Annotated in this window: 14 protein-coding genes; 8 read left to right on the top strand and 6 right to left on the bottom strand. The window is 65.6% G+C overall.

Annotation, left to right across the window (positions count from 1 at the left end; genetic code table 11):
* Window positions 1–308: 308 nt before the first annotated feature.
* From BSQ44_RS06260 to BSQ44_RS06250, 3 genes are all read right to left on the bottom strand, one after another.
* Complete coding sequence (locus tag BSQ44_RS06260) at window positions 309–1,010, bottom strand: FadR/GntR family transcriptional regulator (protein ID WP_072607902.1); 702 nt, start codon at window positions 1,008–1,010, stop codon at window positions 309–311.
* A 117-nt stretch (window positions 1,011–1,127) separates the two neighbouring features.
* A complete protein-coding gene (locus BSQ44_RS06255) occupies window positions 1,128–2,150 on the bottom strand; it encodes an ABC transporter permease (RefSeq protein ID WP_072602429.1) in 1,023 nt (340 codons plus the stop codon).
* Window positions 2,143–2,883 carry an ATP-binding cassette domain-containing protein gene (locus BSQ44_RS06250; protein WP_072602428.1) on the bottom strand — a complete coding sequence of 247 codons (741 nt, stop codon included), beginning with the start codon at window positions 2,881–2,883 and terminating at the stop codon, window positions 2,143–2,145. Before BSQ44_RS06250 ends, BSQ44_RS06255 begins: the two co-directional genes overlap by 8 nt.
* A gap of 138 nt (window positions 2,884–3,021) precedes the next feature.
* On the opposite strand from BSQ44_RS06250, the gene BSQ44_RS06245 reads away from it, so the two are divergent.
* From BSQ44_RS06245 to BSQ44_RS06210, 8 genes are all read left to right on the top strand, one after another.
* Window positions 3,022–3,996, top strand: coding sequence for an NAD-dependent epimerase/dehydratase family protein (locus tag BSQ44_RS06245; protein ID WP_072602427.1), 975 nt, complete (start codon window positions 3,022–3,024; stop codon window positions 3,994–3,996).
* A gap of 63 nt (window positions 3,997–4,059) precedes the next feature.
* Window positions 4,060–5,049 carry a substrate-binding domain-containing protein gene (locus BSQ44_RS06240; RefSeq protein ID WP_114579925.1) on the top strand — a complete coding sequence of 330 codons (990 nt, stop codon included), beginning with the start codon at window positions 4,060–4,062 and terminating at the stop codon, window positions 5,047–5,049.
* 151 nt (window positions 5,050–5,200) lie between these two features.
* Window positions 5,201–6,106 (top strand): sugar-binding protein, encoded by a 906-nt coding sequence (locus BSQ44_RS06235; protein WP_378215650.1) that lies wholly within the window; start codon window positions 5,201–5,203, stop codon window positions 6,104–6,106.
* Window positions 6,107–6,207: 101 nt separating this feature from the next.
* A complete protein-coding gene (locus BSQ44_RS06230; RefSeq protein ID WP_072602425.1) occupies window positions 6,208–7,722 on the top strand; it encodes a sugar ABC transporter ATP-binding protein in 1,515 nt (504 codons plus the stop codon).
* An 8-nt stretch (window positions 7,723–7,730) separates the two neighbouring features.
* Window positions 7,731–8,705, top strand: a complete 975-nt coding sequence (locus BSQ44_RS06225) for an ABC transporter permease (protein ID WP_072607900.1) — start codon at window positions 7,731–7,733, stop codon at window positions 8,703–8,705.
* Between the two features lie 329 nt (window positions 8,706–9,034).
* On the top strand, window positions 9,035–9,379 hold the full coding sequence (locus tag BSQ44_RS06220) for a hypothetical protein (RefSeq protein WP_072602424.1): 345 nt from the start codon (window positions 9,035–9,037) through the stop codon (window positions 9,377–9,379).
* 76 nt (window positions 9,380–9,455) lie between these two features.
* The gene (gene ade / locus BSQ44_RS06215; RefSeq protein WP_072602423.1) at window positions 9,456–11,267 is read left to right on the top strand and encodes an adenine deaminase; all 1,812 of its coding nucleotides are present in this window, start codon (window positions 9,456–9,458) and stop codon (window positions 11,265–11,267) included.
* A gap of 119 nt (window positions 11,268–11,386) precedes the next feature.
* On the top strand, window positions 11,387–11,950 hold the full coding sequence (locus BSQ44_RS06210; RefSeq protein ID WP_072602422.1) for a hypothetical protein: 564 nt from the start codon (window positions 11,387–11,389) through the stop codon (window positions 11,948–11,950).
* Between the two features lie 105 nt (window positions 11,951–12,055).
* Here BSQ44_RS06210 and BSQ44_RS06205 read toward each other — a convergent pair whose 3' ends face one another.
* The 3 genes from BSQ44_RS06205 to BSQ44_RS06195 all read right to left on the bottom strand — a co-directional run bounded on the left by BSQ44_RS06205 (window position 12,056) and on the right by BSQ44_RS06195 (window position 16,406).
* A complete protein-coding gene (locus BSQ44_RS06205) occupies window positions 12,056–13,195 on the bottom strand; it encodes an alpha/beta hydrolase (RefSeq protein WP_072602421.1) in 1,140 nt (379 codons plus the stop codon).
* 170 nt (window positions 13,196–13,365) lie between these two features.
* Complete coding sequence (locus BSQ44_RS06200) at window positions 13,366–14,823, bottom strand: TrkH family potassium uptake protein (RefSeq protein ID WP_072602420.1); 1,458 nt, start codon at window positions 14,821–14,823, stop codon at window positions 13,366–13,368.
* 125 nt (window positions 14,824–14,948) lie between these two features.
* Window positions 14,949–16,406, bottom strand: coding sequence for a TrkH family potassium uptake protein (locus BSQ44_RS06195; protein WP_072602419.1), 1,458 nt, complete (start codon window positions 16,404–16,406; stop codon window positions 14,949–14,951).
* Window positions 16,407–16,420: the final 14 nt, after the last annotated feature.

The raw sequence follows: 16,420 nt of genomic DNA, 5'->3' as shown, positions 1-16,420 counted from the left end.
CTGGTAAACTGGACCGATATCGAAGTTTCATGGCTTGCCACTCCGCCCACCCTGGCCGAACCGTAGCGGCTCTCTAGGACGCCGGCACCGCCAGCTGCTACGCAAAGCATGAAAACATACGCATCCGCAAGCAGCGGGAACATTCCTTCCGCGTTTTCCCGTCGTCGGATGTTCGCCGCGGCGACCAGCTTGCCCGTGCGACGGGACAAGTCGCGTCCCTCGCAGGACGGTGCGGTGGTCAAGGCGATGATCGAGATCGAGCGCACAATCGGGCGTCCCGGCACGATCGGCGGACAGTCTCCGCCGTCTCAGGCCGCGTCCTGTCCCTCGATGATGCTGTCGGTGTTCTCGAGCAGCCTGCGCACGGCCTTGCGGGCCGCGTCGGGGCGGCGCAGGCGGATGTTCCTCTCGATCTCCTCGTGGAGGTCCTGCGCGTGGCGCAGGTTGTTCACCTCGCGCGTCACGAAGGCGAAGAGCTGTTCAAGCGCCGAGTCGATCAGAACGCCGAGCGGAAGCAAGAGGTCGTTGCCCGCCGCACGCAGCACCGCGAGGTGGAAGCGCGTGTCGGCGGCAGTGCGCTCGCCGAGCGTCGGAGCCGTGCCCATCTCGCGGCAGGCGGCGGTTATCTCGGCCATCTGCTCGGGTCCGTGGCGCAGCGCGGCCATCGCCGCCGCCTCCGGCTCGATGATGTATCGGAACTCCTGCACCGTCTTCAGGAACTCGTAGCGGTTCGGCGAGGCGGCGTACCAGGCGAGCACGTCGCGGTCGAGCAGGTTCCACCGCTCGCGCGGCATCACCCAGCTGCCGATCTTGGGCCGCGAGGCCAGGAGATTCTTGGCCATCAGCATCTTGACGGCCTCGCGCACGGCCGAGCGGCCGACGCCGAACATCGCCGACCACTCCGCCTCATTGGGCAGGAAGGAGCCGGGCGGATAGTCTCCGCGCACGATGCGCGAGCCGATCTCGTTGGACACGATGGTGTGCGCGAAGGTGCCGGAATAGCGCGACATCGCCTGCGCCTCGGGCGCCTTGCGGGGCCTAGGCTCGCGCGGCCCGGGAGGCTCGTCCTTGCTGGAAGCCGCTCGCGTTCCTTTGCCTATGTCGTTCTTGCGCACGAATTCTCGCCCTCAGCCATCGCTTTCGCGATAGGCCCGTATGCGGTCGAAGGCAACGGCGAGCACGATGAAACTGCCGACGAAGGCGCCCTGCCAGAAGGTGCTGATTCCCAGCAGGATCAGGCTGTTTCGGATCACCTCGATGAGCGCCGCGCCGACGACCGATCCAAAGACGGTGCCGGCTCCGCCGAGAAGGTTGGCGCCGCCGATGACGGTGGCGGCGATCACGCTGAGTTCCATGGACTGGCCGAGGTTGGTGGTGACGCCGCCGAGCCAGCCGGCTTCCAGGACACCGGCGATGCCGGCCATCATGGCGGAGAACATGTAGACGCTGATCTTCAGCCGCACGACCGCGATTCCGGTCAGCGTCGCCGCCTTCTCGTTCGCGCCGATCGCGAAGACGTGCGTGCCCCAGCGCGTCCATTTGAGGATGAAGCCGGTGGCCAGCGCCAGGATCACGAGCGCGATGACGGGGTTCGGGATGCCGTAGACGGAGCCGCCGCCGAGAAAGAACAGGAGCTTCTCGTCGGGGCCGAACTGGAAGACCATGCGGTTGCTCGACAGCACCATGGCGGCGCTGCGCGCAATCGACAGCATTCCGAGCGTCACCACGAAGGGCGGAATACGCAGATAGGCGATCAGCGCGCCGTTGATGAACCCGACGAGCAGTGCCGCCGCGATCGCCAGCGTAGCGGAGAAGGCCAGCGAATAGCCGGCGTTCATGGTGATCGCGAGCACCATCGCCGACAGGCAGAGCACCGATCCGACGGACAGGTCGATGCCGCCCGAGATGATGACCACCGTCATGCCGAGCGCGACGATCGCCACGAAGGCGAAGTTGCGGGTGACGTTGAAGAGGTTCTGCGAGGTGGCGAAGGTTTCGGTAGCGAGCGACAGCGACACGCAGGCGATGACGGCCGCCAGGAACACCCAGAACGCCTGCTGAGACAGGATGCCCGACAGGCGCGAGTGGGTCTGGCCCGCGATTGCCGTGGCTATGCCGGCGGATGGATCGGCCCTGCCCGTGTCAAGCATGTTCGATGGCTCCGGTGATGAGGCCGGTAATCTCCTCGGGCGAGGTGGTGGCGGTCGGCTTGTCGGCGACCTTGCTGCCGCGCCGCAGGACGATGATGCGGTCGGTCACCGCGAACACGTCCGGCATGCGGTGGCTGATCAGGATGACGGCAATGCCCTGCCGCTTCAGTTCCTGGATCAGGTTCAGCACCTCGGCGACCTGGCGCACGGAGATGGCGGCCGTGGGCTCGTCCATGAGCACGATGTCGGCATCGCTCAGCCGCGTGCGGGCGATTGCGACCGCCTGCCGCTGGCCGCCGGACATGGATTTGACGGTGTCGCGCGGCCGCGTCTCCGACTTCAGCTCCGCGAAAAGTTCGCCGGCGCGGCGGTTCATGGCGGCATAGTCGAGGATGCGGAAGGGACCGATGGAGCGCGTGAGCTCGCGTCCGAGGAAGACGTTGACCGCGGCGGTGAGATTGTCGCAGAGCGCGAGGTCCTGGTAGACGATCTCGACGCCGTTGCGCCGCGCCTCCAGCGGACCGTGGAAGACGGTCTCCTTCTCCCTGATGAAGATCTTGCCGTGGCTCGGGCGGAAATTGCCCGCGATGATCTTCACCAGCGTCGACTTGCCCGCGCCGTTGTCCCCCATCAGGCCTAGGACCTCGCCCGGCTCAAGCGACAGCGACACGCCGCCCAGCGCGTGAATCGCGCCGAAATGCTTCGAAACTCCCTCCAGCCGCAACACGCTCATGCGCCCGCTCCTCCCCTTCGAGGACGTACCGGAAAGCGGACGGAGCCGTCAACATACAAATCCGTATAATCCTATTTATCATACAAATGATTGACAGGCTCGCCGTCCTGTTCTTCACTGTATGCGGGAGGGAAACGGATGCTTGTCCTGGTCACCGGAGCGACGGGGAAAGTGGGTCGGACGCTCATCGAGCGTCTCCAGGCCGAGCGGCCCGACGTCGGCATCCGCGCGCTCTGCCACAACCGCACATTGCCGGAGACGGATACGCTTTCGGTGGTCAGGGGCTCCATCGCCGATCGCGAAACCTGCCGGGAGGCGCTGCGCGACGTCACCCACGTCGTGCACCTCGCCACCTGCAAGGAGACGCCGGACGACGTCATGGACGTGACGGTGAAGGGTCTGTTCTGGCTGCTTGAGGAATTCCGCGCCAGCCCGTCCGCACAGCGCTTCCTGCTGATCGGCGGCGACGCCGCGATCGGCCATTTCTTCCACCGCCATCCCGCGCCGATAACCGAGGACGCCCCGCACATGGCATATCCGGGTTGCTACGCGCTCTCCAAGGTACTCGAGGAGGTGATGCTGGAGCAGTTCGGTATCCAGTACGGTATGGACTGGTGCTGCCTGCGCGCACCCTGGATCATGGAGAAGGACGACTTCCGCCACAGCCTTTCCTTCGGCGACGACCTGTTCGGCGGACCCGACTGGAAGACGATGGTCGAGCCCGAGGTCGCGCGGCGCAGCCGCGAGACCGGGGCGGTGCCGCTGCTCCAGGAGGAGGACGGCACGCCGGTGCGGCGCAACTTCGTCCATGTCGACGATCTCGTCTCGGCGATCCTGATCGCGCTGACCGCGCCCGCCGCCCGCCAGCGCCTCTTCAACGTGTGCATGGACGAGCCGGTCGACTACGCCGCGGTGGTCGAGCACCTGGCGCGCACGCGCGGCCTGCCCTCGACGCCGGTGCGCGGACCCTACGTCAGCAACTGGATGGACAACAGCCGGGCCAAGGCCGATCTCGGCTGGCGGCCCTCCTACGACCTTTCGAAGCTCATCGATTCCGCCTGGGATTACGTGCGGCCTCCGGATGAACCCCGGCAGGTCTGGTACCCGGGCTGAGGATCGCGCCGCCGTGGCCGGTGCGATCAGCGACATCCCAAGCCACTCACAGGGAGGACTGATATGAAACTGAACGGAATAATGCTTGCGGGTGCGGCCGTCCTGGCGTTCGCCGCATCGGCATTCGCCCAGGACAAGACGCTCGCCATCGTCGTGAAGGGCCTCGACAACCCCTTCTTCGAGCAGATCAACCTCGGCTGCCAGAAATGGAACAACGAGAATTCGGGCGGCGAGTACAAGTGCCTCTACACCGGTCCCGCGTCGAGCGCGGACGAGGTGGGCGAGGTTCAGATCGTGGAGGACCTGCTCAACCGGCCCGACGTGAAGGCGATCGCGATCTCCCCGTCGAACGCGCCGCTGATGGCAAGGCTGCTCCGCGAGAAGGCGCCGTCCATCCCGGTCATGACCATCGACGCCGACCTCGGCGCGGACGACGCGGACCTGCGCAAGACCTATCTGGGCACCGACAACTACCAGATGGGCGTCAAGTTCGCCGAGCACCTGAAGAAGCTGAAGCCGGAAGGTGGCACCGTGTGCCTGCAGCTCGGCAATGTGGCGGCTGACAACATCAATCAGCGCGCCGCCGGCACCCGAGACACGCTGTCCGGCGAGAAGGGCATCGAACGGCTGGAAGGACAAGGCGGCTGGACCGAGATCGCCGGCTGCCCGGTCTTCACCAACGACCAGGCCGACCTCGCCAACCAGCAGATGGCCGACACCTTCACGGCCAACCCCGACCTGACCGCCTTCATGCTGATCGGCGGCTGGGCGCAGTTCGCGCCGCAGGCCTATGCCCAGGTCACCGACCAGGTGATGGACAAGCTGAAGTCCAAGGAGATGGTCATCGTGGCGGGTGACACGCTTCCCCCGCAGATGGAAGCGCTGAAAGCGGGACGCAGCCACGTCCAGGTCGGACAGCGTCCTTTCGAAATGGGCTATCGGGCGCCGAGCGTCATGATCGACATGATCGAGGGCAAGCCGGTCGAGCCGATCATCTACACCGGCCTCGACGAATGCATGCAGGACAACGCCGACAGCTGCATCGGCGGATGACCTGTCTGCCGCGGCCCGGGGCCCGGCCCGGGCCGCGTTCAGATCGCAGAACCGCGCCGCCGTTCGCGCGTGCGGACCGAATTTCCTCTGGTCCATGGAGATCATCATGAAGCTACGTCTATCCGCCGCGATCCTCTCGATCGCCACCGTCATGGCCGCCGGCGCGGCCACAGCCCAGGACAAGAAATCCCTCGCCTTCGTCGTGAACGGCGCGTCGGACTTCTGGAAGCTCGCCGAAGCTGGCGTGAAGAAAGCCCAGGGCGAACTGCCGGACTACGACCTGCAGTTCAAGTATCCCGAACAGGCTGCGGCCGCGGTGCAGCAGCGCCTGATGGAAGACCTGGCCGCGGCCGGCGTCTCTGCCATCATGGTCAGCGCGGTCGATCCGAAGTCGTCCACCGACGCGCTCAACCGGATCGGCAGCCAGGTGCCGCTGTTCACCACCGATTCCGACGCCCCCGACACCAACCGCATCGCCTATATCGGCTCGTCCAACACCGACGCCGGCAAGCAGGCGGGCGAGATCGCGCTCAAGGCGCTGCCGGACGGAGGTAAGTGCATCGGCTTTGTCGGACTGCCCGGCGCCGACAATGCGCGCGAGCGCATCGAGGGCATGAAGGAGACGATCGCCGGCTCGAAGGTCGAGCTGATCGACGTTCGCGGCGACGACATCGACATGACGCGCGCCAAGCGCAACGTCGAGGACGCGCTCGCGGCGAACCCCGACATCGACTGCATGGTCGGCTTCTACTCCTACAATCCGCCGCGGATCTACGAGGTGCTGAAGGAGTCCGGCAAACTCGGCGAAATCGCCATCATCGCCTTCGACGAGGATCCGATCACGCTCGGCGGCGTCAAGGAGGGCACGATCGCCGGCACCGTCGTCCAGGATCCCTACGAGTGGGGTTACCAGGGCATGAAGCTGATGGCGAAGTATCTCGAGGGCGACAAGTCGGTCGTGCCGGAGAGCGAGCTGATCATCGTTCCCACCAAGATGATCGACAAGGACAATGTCGATGCCTTCGAGGCGGAGTTGAAGGCGCGTATCAACGGCTGAAGCCTCGAACCGCAGGCCGGCCATCAACCTCCCGGCCGGCCTGCTCGACCGCAAGACATTTCAACCCGGGTCCCGTCCGCTTGCCTGTTCCATTTCTCCAGATGAAGGGTATTCGTCGGGTCTATCCCGGCGTCACGGCCCTCGACGGCATTAACCTCTCGGTCGCTCCGGGCGAGGTCGTCGGGATCGTGGGGGAAAACGGCGCCGGCAAGTCGACGCTGATGAAGATACTCGGCGGGGTCATCGCGCCATCCGACGGCACGATCGTCCTCGACGGGGAAGCGATGTCGCGCCTGACGGTCTCCCGGTCCATGCAGGCCGGCATCGCCTTCGTGCATCAGGAGCTCAACCTCTTTGAAAACCTCAGCGCCGGCGAGAACGTGGTCATCGGCCGCGAACCCGTCCGCGGCGGCTTGCTGCGTTTCGTCGACGAGGCGCGGACGCGGCAGACGGCGCAGCCGCTGCTCGACCAACTCGGCGCCGGATTCGATGCGGCGACGCCCGTTTCGAAACTCTCGCTGGCGCAGATGCAGCTCGTCGAGATCGCCAAGGCGCTCTCGATGAGGGCCCGTCTCGTCATCATGGACGAACCGACGTCGAGCCTGACGGTGTCCGAAACGGAACGCCTTCTGGCCGTCGTGGCGAGACTGAAGGCCGATGGCGTGGCGGTGATCCTCGTCACGCATCGCCTTGCGGAAGTCGAGCGCTCGGCGGACCGCGTCGTCGTGCTGCGCGACGGCCAGTGCGTGGCTGAGCTCGACCGGGCCGAAATCCGCGCCGAAACGATGATCAGGCACATGATCGGCCGCGATCTTACCACCGTCTACCGCCCACCGGCCGCCCCACCCGGCGAGGCGATACTCGAATTGCGAGGCGTGAGCACCTCCTACCGCCCGGGACGCACCGTCGATCTGTGCGTCCGCCGCGGCGAAATCCTCGGTCTCGCGGGGCTGGTCGGGTCCGGGCGCACCGAACTGGCCCGTACGATCTTCGGTCTCGATGCGCCGGTTGCCGGCGAGGTGTGGATCGACGGCGCGCGGCTTCCGCCTGGACGGCCGAGGGCGGCGATCGCGCGCGGCCTCTACCTCGTTCCCGAAGACCGCAAGAGGTCCGGCCTGGTGCTTGACTTTCCCATCCGCTCGAACGTCACCCTGGCGAGCGTCCCCAGCTTTTCGCGCCGCGGGCTCGTCGATCAGTCTCTGGAGGAGGCGGAAGCCGCTTCGCAGCGCGACCGGCTGGACATCCGCACGCCGTCGCTGTCTGTAACCGCCGGCTCGCTGTCGGGCGGCAACCAGCAGAAGGTCGTGCTGGGCAAGTGGTTGTCGATGGCGCCGAAGGTGCTGATCTTCGACGAGCCGACCCGCGGCATCGACGTCGGCGCCAAGAACGAGATCTACCGGCTGATGCGAGAACTGGCCGACGGCGGCGTCGGCATCCTGATGATCTCGTCCGACATGGAAGAGGTCATTGGCGTCAGCAACCGGGTCGCCGTCATGCACGAGGGCGGCATTTCGGGACATCTGGAACGCGAGGCCTTGAGCGAACGGGCGATCATGTCGCTCGCCGTCGGCCGCCCCGACGCGCATCTCCCACGCATGGAACTGCACAGCTCATGATCAACATGATCAGCCGCAAGGATCTCGGCCTTCTGGTCCTCATCATCGTGGTCGGCACCGTCGTCGCGATCATCAATCCCAGGTTCGTGTCGCCGATCAATCTCGCCAACACCGCCAATCTCATCGGCCTGTTCGGCATATTCGCCGTCGCGCAGGCCTTCGTGATCATCTCCGGCGGCATCGAGCTTTCCGTCGGCTCCATCATCGCTCTCCTGGGCGTGATCTTCGTCGATCTCGTGGCGAACGGCACCGTCAGCCCGGCGGTCGCCTTCGTCGTCGTGCTGGGGCTCGGCTGCCTGATGGGCCTGGCGCATGGCCTCCTGATCGCCAGGATGGGTCTGCCGCCCTTCGTCGTCACCCTGTGCGGCCTGCTCATCTATCGCGGCGCGGCGCGCTACTATACCGAGGATGCGACTGCGGGCTTTCCCTTCGGCGCGAGCTTTCCCATGCTGGAATGGCTGACCGCCGGCCGCTTCTACGGCGTCCCGCACAGCCTGATCGCATTCCTGTCGATCACCGTCGTCATGGGGTTCATCCTGCATCGTTCGGTCTTCGGCCGACACCTCTTCGCGGTGGGCAAGAACGAGGAGGCGGCGCGCTACAGCGGCATCGACACCCACCGCGTCATCATCACCGCCTACGTGATCTGCTGCGGCCTGACGGCGGTGGCGGCGGTCTTCATCGCCATGTACACGCGCTCCATCTCGCCCTCCTCGCACGGGAACTTCTACGAACTCTACGCGATCGCCGCGGCGGTGCTCGGCGGGTGTTCGCTGCGTGGCGGCGAGGGCTCCATCTTTGGTGTGGTGCTCGGCGTGATCCTGCTGCAGGTGCTGCAGAACCTCGTCAACCTGCTGGGCATCCCCAGTTCGCTCAACTTCGCCGTCATGGGCTCCGTCATCCTCATCGGCGTCATCGCCGACCAGCAGCTTTCCCGCCGCGGGAAGGAGCCTGGCGTCGTCAGGCGCGCGAAACGCGCCTAGGCCGTCCCGCCTCTCCCGAGTGCGGCGGCAATCTCACCCGTGCCCTATTCAAAGAAGACGTACTGGAACCCGCCCGGGCGATCCGCGTTCAACCCGCGAGGAGGCCGGGCCGCGACAACCGGGCACGGCGGCGAGGAAGTACAGGGCTTATTTTCCCGGTTTCTGGCCTTGGGCAGCGAATAGCCACGCGCACTTCTGTACCGCCCGGTCCGGCCTTCCCTCCATCAATCGTCCGACCCATGTCGGACGATGCATTCGTTTGTCACTGGCTGGAACATAGAACCGACCTACGCGTTGCCCCTGCGATATCTCAAGCCACGGGGCACGCCATGACACTTCCCTTCTCCCGCACACGCGAAGACGTCGTCGACGATCTGGAACGCCAGGTCTCCGCGATGAAGCGCGAAATCTCCTCGCTGCGCCGAAGCGCGGCGGAACGCGGATCGCGTGCCTATGACGAGGTCACCAGCCGCGGCAGCCATGCTTATGACGACGTAGCGGAGATCGTGGCCGACCTTCTCGGGCAGTTGTCGCGTCGCAGCCGTCCGGGACGGCGCGAGGTGAAACGGCAGGCACGCATCGCTGGCGCCGCCGTCAGGGATAACCCCAAGACGACCGCGCTCGTTGGCCTGGCCGCGCTGGGCCTCGCTGCCGCCCTGCTGATGCGGCGCTGACAGCCGCTCTTTCGGCAAATCGGGACTGGCGCCGCGTCGCGCGGCTTGGCACATTCTCCGCCGAAGGAGAATCCGAATGCCGAAGACGCCCCGCTTTCACAGACCCAAGCCCTGGACGGAGGTCGCCGCCGTGCTGGTCGACGTCGCGACCGGGCGCCGGCCGGCCGAGATGGTCGTGCGCAACGGGCGCTGGGTGAACGTCCATTCCGGCGAGGTGATCCCCGGCACCGACGTGGCGATCGCGGCGGGGCGTTTCGCCTATTGCGGCCCGAACGCCAGCCACGCGATCGGCGAGGGCACCAAGGTCGTCGATGCGGGCGGCCGCTACTTGGTGCCCGGACTGTGCGACGCGCACATGCATGTCGAGAGCGGCATGGTCACTGTGACGGAGTTCTGCCGCGCCGTCATTCCCCACGGCACGACCTCAATGTTCATCGATCCGCACGAGATTGCCAATGTGCTCGGCCTCGAAGGCGTGCGCCTGATGCATGACGAGGCGGTCGACATGCCGGTCAACGTGCACGTCCAGATGCCGTCCTGCGTGCCGTCGGCGCCAGGCCTTGAGAATGCCGGCGCTTCGCTCGGCCCGAAGGACGTGGCCGAGGCCATGACCTGGGAGAACATCGTCGGCCTTGGGGAAGTGATGAATTTTCCCGGCGTCGCCGCCAACGACGCCACCATGGCCGGCGAGATCGCCGAGACCGTGCGCGCCGGCAAGACCGTCGGCGGCCACTACGCCTCGCCCGACCTCGGGCTCGCCTTCCACGGCTACGTCGCCGGTGGTCCCGAGGACGACCACGAGGGCACGCGGGTGGAAGACGCGATCGCGCGTGTGCGGCAGGGCATGAAGGCGATGCTGCGGCTCGGCTCCGCCTGGTACGACGTGGCGAGCCAGATCAAGGCGGTGACCGAGCACGGGCTCGATCCGCGCAACTTCATCCTGTGCACCGACGACAGCCACTCCGGCACCCTGGTCGACGAGGGTCACATGAACCGCGTCGTGCGCCATGCCATCGCGCAGGGGCTGAAGCCCGTCACCGCCATTCAGATGGCGACGATCAATACGGCACAGCACTTTCGCATGGAGCGCGAAATCGGCTCGATCGCGCCGGGCAGGCTGGCGGACTTCCTGATCGTCTCCGACCTCGCGGCGCTCGCGATCGACGAGGTTTACGGGCGCGGCGTGCGCGTGGCCAAGGGCGGGAAGCTGGAGGTCGATATCCCGGTTCGCACTTATCCGGCCAGCGCCCGCAACACCGTGAAGCTCGGGCGCACACTAGCGGCGGCCGATTTCGACATCGCCGCACCCGCGGGAGCGAACGAGGTGCGGGCGCGCGTCATCGGCGTCATCGAGAACCAGGCGCCGACGCGCGCGCTGGAGGCCGACCTGCCCGTCGAGGACGGCATCGTCCAGATGGACCGCCGCAACGACGTCTGCCAGATCGCGCTGGTGGAACGCCACCGGGGCACGGGCGCTGTGGTGAACGGCTACGTCTCCGGCTTCGGCTACATGCGCGACTGCGCCATGGCCTCGACGGTCGCCCACGATTCCCACCACATGATCGTCGTCGGCACCAACAAGGCCGACATGGCGGCCGCAGCCAATCGCCTCGGCGAGATCGGCGGCGGCGTGGTGCTGTTTTCGGAAGGCAAGGAACTGGCGCTGGTCGAGATGCCGATCGCCGGCCTGATGTCGGACGAGCGCGCGGAAATCGTCGCCGCGAAGGCCGGCAAACTGACCGCCGCGATGCGCGAGATGGGCTGTTCGCTGAACAACGCCTACATGCAGCACTCTCTGCTGGCGCTGGTGGTGATCCCGGAGCTCAGGATCTCGGACATGGGCATCATCGACGTGACGAAGTTCGAGAAGGTCGACCTGTTCGTATGAGGGTGATTCAGACGCTGAATGACCTTTGAATAGGCGGAGAAATGATCTGGCATGGATCGACTTCGGCACTGTTTTAAGCGCGCGCAAGTCCGATATGGAACCTGTGCAGTTTGGGGCAAATGGATTGGTTCTCGCCAAGTAGGCCGTTCGCTGAGGCGGTGAAAACGGCATTTCCCCCGTATCGGGAGAAAATCGCCAGCAAAGCAGCGAGCGATCTCCAGCCATTTCTGGATCACACCTACAGGACGACGTCCCAGGAGTTCGTCGTTGACGGAAGCAGGGTTCACGTCCCCTACCGACTTCATTTTACCGACGGTGTTGCGACGCGGATCGACTATGTCGGGCCCGTTGCACATTGCCTTCTCACCAGATCGACCGATGGATACCTTCGACAAAGGGCTAACCGGGCCATCCTCGCGCTGAACGATCCATGGGCGATCCCCTTCGTCGTGATGCTGCTTGGCGAATACGTGTTGGAGATCGCGGACGACATTCATTCCGAAGTCACCCGACTGGACCGATCCGCCTATTCGAAGTTCGTGCTGCAGAACCGAGAAGCGATGCGCATCCTGAAGGCCAGGGCAACGAGCTACTGGAATTGCTATCATCGCTGGAGCTATCCCGATCGGCGCACCTATCCCGCGCTCGCAGCACTAACGAACTTTGAGGAGTGGGCGAGCTGAGCCGTGTACTCTGCAAGATCTTCGGCGAGCACCCCGCCACAATAAAGTCTTCGAGGGAGATCTGTGCGAGACCCAGAATGTCCGGCTTGGTCAGAGCGTCGCCTGTCACTGCCGGGTTACGGTCTCCAGCACCTCCACCGGCGTGGTGATGACGATGTCTGCCGCCGAGGCTGCTGTCTGGCCGATGCCGGTCGCCAGGCTGTTCAGCCGCTCGGCGAGATTGTCGCGCGTCTCCGTCAGCCGGTCGCCCTGGCGCAGCCGTTCGCCCAGCAGCCGCACCAAGAGCGGGTTGTCGGCGAACTTGGTGTGGTTGGTCCTGTCGCCGGCCTCGAGCGCGGTGACGTCGGCCACGATCACGCCGTAGCTCGCGATCTCGGCGTCGTTGGTGTACTCGCCGAGCCGCGGCCGGTTGCCGGCGATGATGCCCGAAATGTTGAGCGCGCGGTCGTTTCGCGACAGCATCAGGAAGAACGGCTTGTCGGGAATTCCGTAGCGCTTCATCTGGCTCTTGAAGACGTCGACATCGACGTCCGGCGAAGCCAGCACCACGTCGCCCAGCTTGCCGTCGATATCCCGGTCGCCGGTGATGGCGAGCTGGCGCAGCGCCTCCAGCGTCACCCAGTTGCCCATCGAATGGGCAATGATGTCGATGCGCGAGGCGCCCGCCTCCTCCACCAGCCGCAGCGTGCGCTCCAGCGCGTCGCGCGCCACCGTCGCCGAATCGCGGTCGTAGATGTAGTCGACCGTTCTGCCCCCCGAAGCCCAGGTGAAGAGCACAGGCGCGCCGTCGTATCCGGCGTCGTGGGCGAGCTGGGTCAGCCGGTAGACGGCATCGTCGAAGCGGGTGTTGTAACCGTGGATGAAGACCAGCGCCCGTCCTCCCCGCGCCTTGATCGTGGCCGCCAGGTCGGCGACGAACGCATCCTCGCCGTCATAGGTCGCGACCTCGGAGGCCGTGAAGAAGCGCGCGGGATCGCGCAGCCCCGATTTCGGCCGCTCGATCGCACCGGCCGTATGGATCGCCGGTACGGTGACATCGGTACGCGCGAAGCTGAGCGACAGGGACCGGCTGTTGTCGAACACCTCGCGCGGGTTCTCGGAGCGGGCACGGGTGGTCGCGACGAAGATGCGGTGCTCGGCCGCGATCTCGCTCTGCGTGGATGAGACGAGTTCGGTCCCGATCAGGACCTGTGCCTGCGTGTTGACGCAGCCCGCCACAGCCACGCACAGGAGCAGCGCCGCCATGCGTAGGGGGCCCGCGAATTCAAATCGTTCCGGAAGGCTGCCGTCGCGCCTCATCCATTCCCCGCCCGCTCGTGTGATCTTCCCTCTATGACCACGAAGCGGGAGAGGATCATGGCGGCCGGTCACATTCGGCCTAGCTTTTTGTTACGTCGCAATACAAAGCGTGAAACTCAGCGTCGCCAGAACACCGGTGCGAAGATCACCAGCACGGTCAGGATTTCCAGCCGGCCGAGCAGCATTGCGAGCGCGAGGACCCACTTCGCGAGGTCTGGAAGCGGCGCGAAGTTGCCCGCTGGACCGATGACGTCGCCGAGGCCCGGACCGACATTCGTCAGCGCCGTGAGGGAACCGGTCATGGAGGTCATGAAATCGAGGCCGGTCGCCGCCAGCAGCACCGTTCCGATGCCCCACAGCACGAAGAAGGAGGCGATGAAGAGCACCGTGGCCCGCTGCATGTCGTCGTCCACGACGCGGTCGCCGTAGCGAACCGTCTGGACCGAACTCGGATAGACGAGACGGCGAAGGCCGTTGGCCATGAGTTCGAACAGCACGATGAACCGATAGGCCTTGATGCCGCCCGCCGTGGATCCGGAACATCCGCCGAGGAAGGTTGCGAGGAAGGCGCAGGCGACGGCGAAGGCGCCCCAGAGCGAATAATCCTGGCTCGCATAGCCGGTCGTGGTGATCAGGGAAACGATGTTGAACATGGAATGCGCAAAGGCTTCGGAGAACGGAACGTCGGTGGTGAGCCGCAGGTAGAGCGCCACCGCGAAGCCGAAGGCGAAGACGTAGCCCGCGAACACCCTGATCTGCGGATCGCGGGCCGCGTCGACCCGGCCGCGGACGGCAAGCAGGACGAGGATCGAAAAGGGCAGACCGCCGATGAACATGAAGAGCGACGAGATCCACAGGAGCGGCAGGTTGTCGCCGTAGAAGCCCATCGAGGCGTCGTGGGTGGAGTAGCCGCCAGTCGAGAGCGTGGTCAGGGCGTGGTTGATGGCGTCGAACCCGCTCATGCCGGCCGCGGCATAGGCGATCGCGCAGGCCATCGTCAGCGCGGAATAGACCCCGAGAATGCTGGTCGCGAAGACCGACAGGCGTTCGAACGGACGGTCCTCGATGTCGCTCGATTCGATCTTGAAGTAGGAAACGCCGCCGATGTTGAGGTAGGGCAGGATGAAGAGGCCCAGCACGATGACGCCGAGCCCACCAGCCCATTGCAGGATCGAGCGCCAGATCAGCAGCCCGGGCGGTAGCGCGTCGAGCCCCACGATGACGGTGGACCCGGTGGTGGTTATTCCGGAGACGGATTCAAACACCGCGTCGGTAACGTCCATCGCCAGGGAGGACGCCAGGAACGGGATGGCGCCCGCGACCGCCATGGTCGCCCAGAGCAGGTTGACGATCAGGAAGGCGAAGCGCGAGGTGGCGGCGGGAGGCCGCCCTTGCGTCGCCAGTGCCACCGCCAGTGACAGCCCGCCGGTGAAGAAGGCCGACAGCGCAAAGACGCGCCAGTCGTTGTTGCCGTAGTAGAAATCGACGAAGGCCGGCACCAGCATCGCCAGCGCCAGGTAGATACCCAGAATCGCCGAAACGTGGATCGCGGCACGGAGCGCGTGGCTGTTCAAGGGAAGGTCATCTCCTGGACGCCTCGGCCGACAGTTCGCCCGGCGCCGCCTCCGGTTTCCGACGGCAGGCGAGCCGATTTACCGGAGCTGTCGCTGCGGCGCAACAGGAGACGGATGGGCGCTGCCTACCTCCGCCAGAAGACGGGGGTGAAGATCACGAGGACCGCGAGGATCTCCAGCCGCCCGAACAGCATCGCCAGCGACAGCACCCATTTGGCGAAATCGGGGACATCGGCGAAGCTGCCCTTGGGGCCGATGAAATCGCCCAGCCCCGGACCGACGTTGGTCAGCGCCGTCAGCGACCCGGTCATGGCGGTGACGAGGTCGAGACCCGTTGAGGCGAGCAGCAGGATCGACAAGCCCCACAGGACAAAGAAGGAGGCGATGAACAGCACCACGGCGCGCTGCATGTCCTCGTCCACCGGCCTGTCGCCATAGCGCACCGGCTGGACCGAGTTCGGATAGACAAGCTTTCGCAAACCGTTCGCCATCAGTTCGAAGAGGATGATGAACCGGTAGGCCTTGATGCCGCCGGTGGTCGAGCCCGAGCATCCTCCGGGGAAGGTGGCGATGAAGGCGAGCGCCACGGCGAACGGGCCCCACGCCGCGTAGTCGTGCGTGGAAAACCCCGTCGTCGTCACCAGCGAGACGAAGTTGAACGTCGCGTGCGTCAGCGCCTCCAGGAAGGGAACGTCGCTTGTCAGCCGCAGGTAGATCGTCATGAGGACGGCGAACGACGCCGTATAGCCAGCGAACGCCCGGATCTGCGGGTCCCGCAGCGCATCCAGCCGTCCCCTCACCGTCAGCAAGATGAGGATGGAGAACGGCAGGCCGCCGATGAACATGAAGATGATGGAGACCCACAGGATCGCCAGATTGTCGCGGAAATGGCCGAAGGAATCGTCGTGGGTGGAAAATCCCGCCGTCGAGATGGTGGTGAGCGCGTGGTTGAGCGCGTCGAAGCCGGTCATGCCGGCCGCCGCGTAGGCGATGCCGCAGGCGAGCGTGAGCAGGCAGTAGATAGCCATCAGGCTGATGGTAAAGGTCGAGAGCCGCTCGAACGGCCGGTCCTCGATGTCGGTCGATTCGATCTTGAAATAGGAGACGCCGCCGACGTTCAGGAACGGCAGGATGAAGAGGCCGAGCGCGATCACGCCGAGGCCGCCCATCCATTGCAGGATCGATCGCCACAAGAGCATTCCGGGCGCCATGCCGTCGAGGCCGACGAGAACGGTACTTCCGGTCGTGGTCACTGCCGACACCGATTCGAAGACCGCGTCGGAGAGTTTCATGTCGATGGACGACGCGAGAAACGGGATGGTGCCCGCCGCCGCCGTGGTGAACCACAACAGGTTCACCAGGAGGAAGGCGAAGCGGGACGACACCACCGGCGGCCGCCCTTGGGTCGCCAGCGCGACGGCGAGCGACAGCCCGCCGGTGAAGAAGGCCGAAAGCGCGAAGACGCGCCAGTCGTTGTTGCCGTAGTACAGGTCGGCGAAGGCCGGGATCAGCATCGCGAGCGACAGGTAGATGCCGAAGATCGCGGCTATGTGGATCGCGGCCCGGACGGCGAAGCTCTGCACGAAGAGGAAGCCCC

It is taken from the genome of Aquibium oceanicum (assembly GCF_001889605.1).
GTDB lineage: Bacteria > Pseudomonadota > Alphaproteobacteria > Rhizobiales > Rhizobiaceae > Aquibium > Aquibium oceanicum.
The sequence above is the reverse complement of the archived record's forward strand: the minus strand, read 5'-3'. Positions and strand labels throughout refer to the sequence as shown.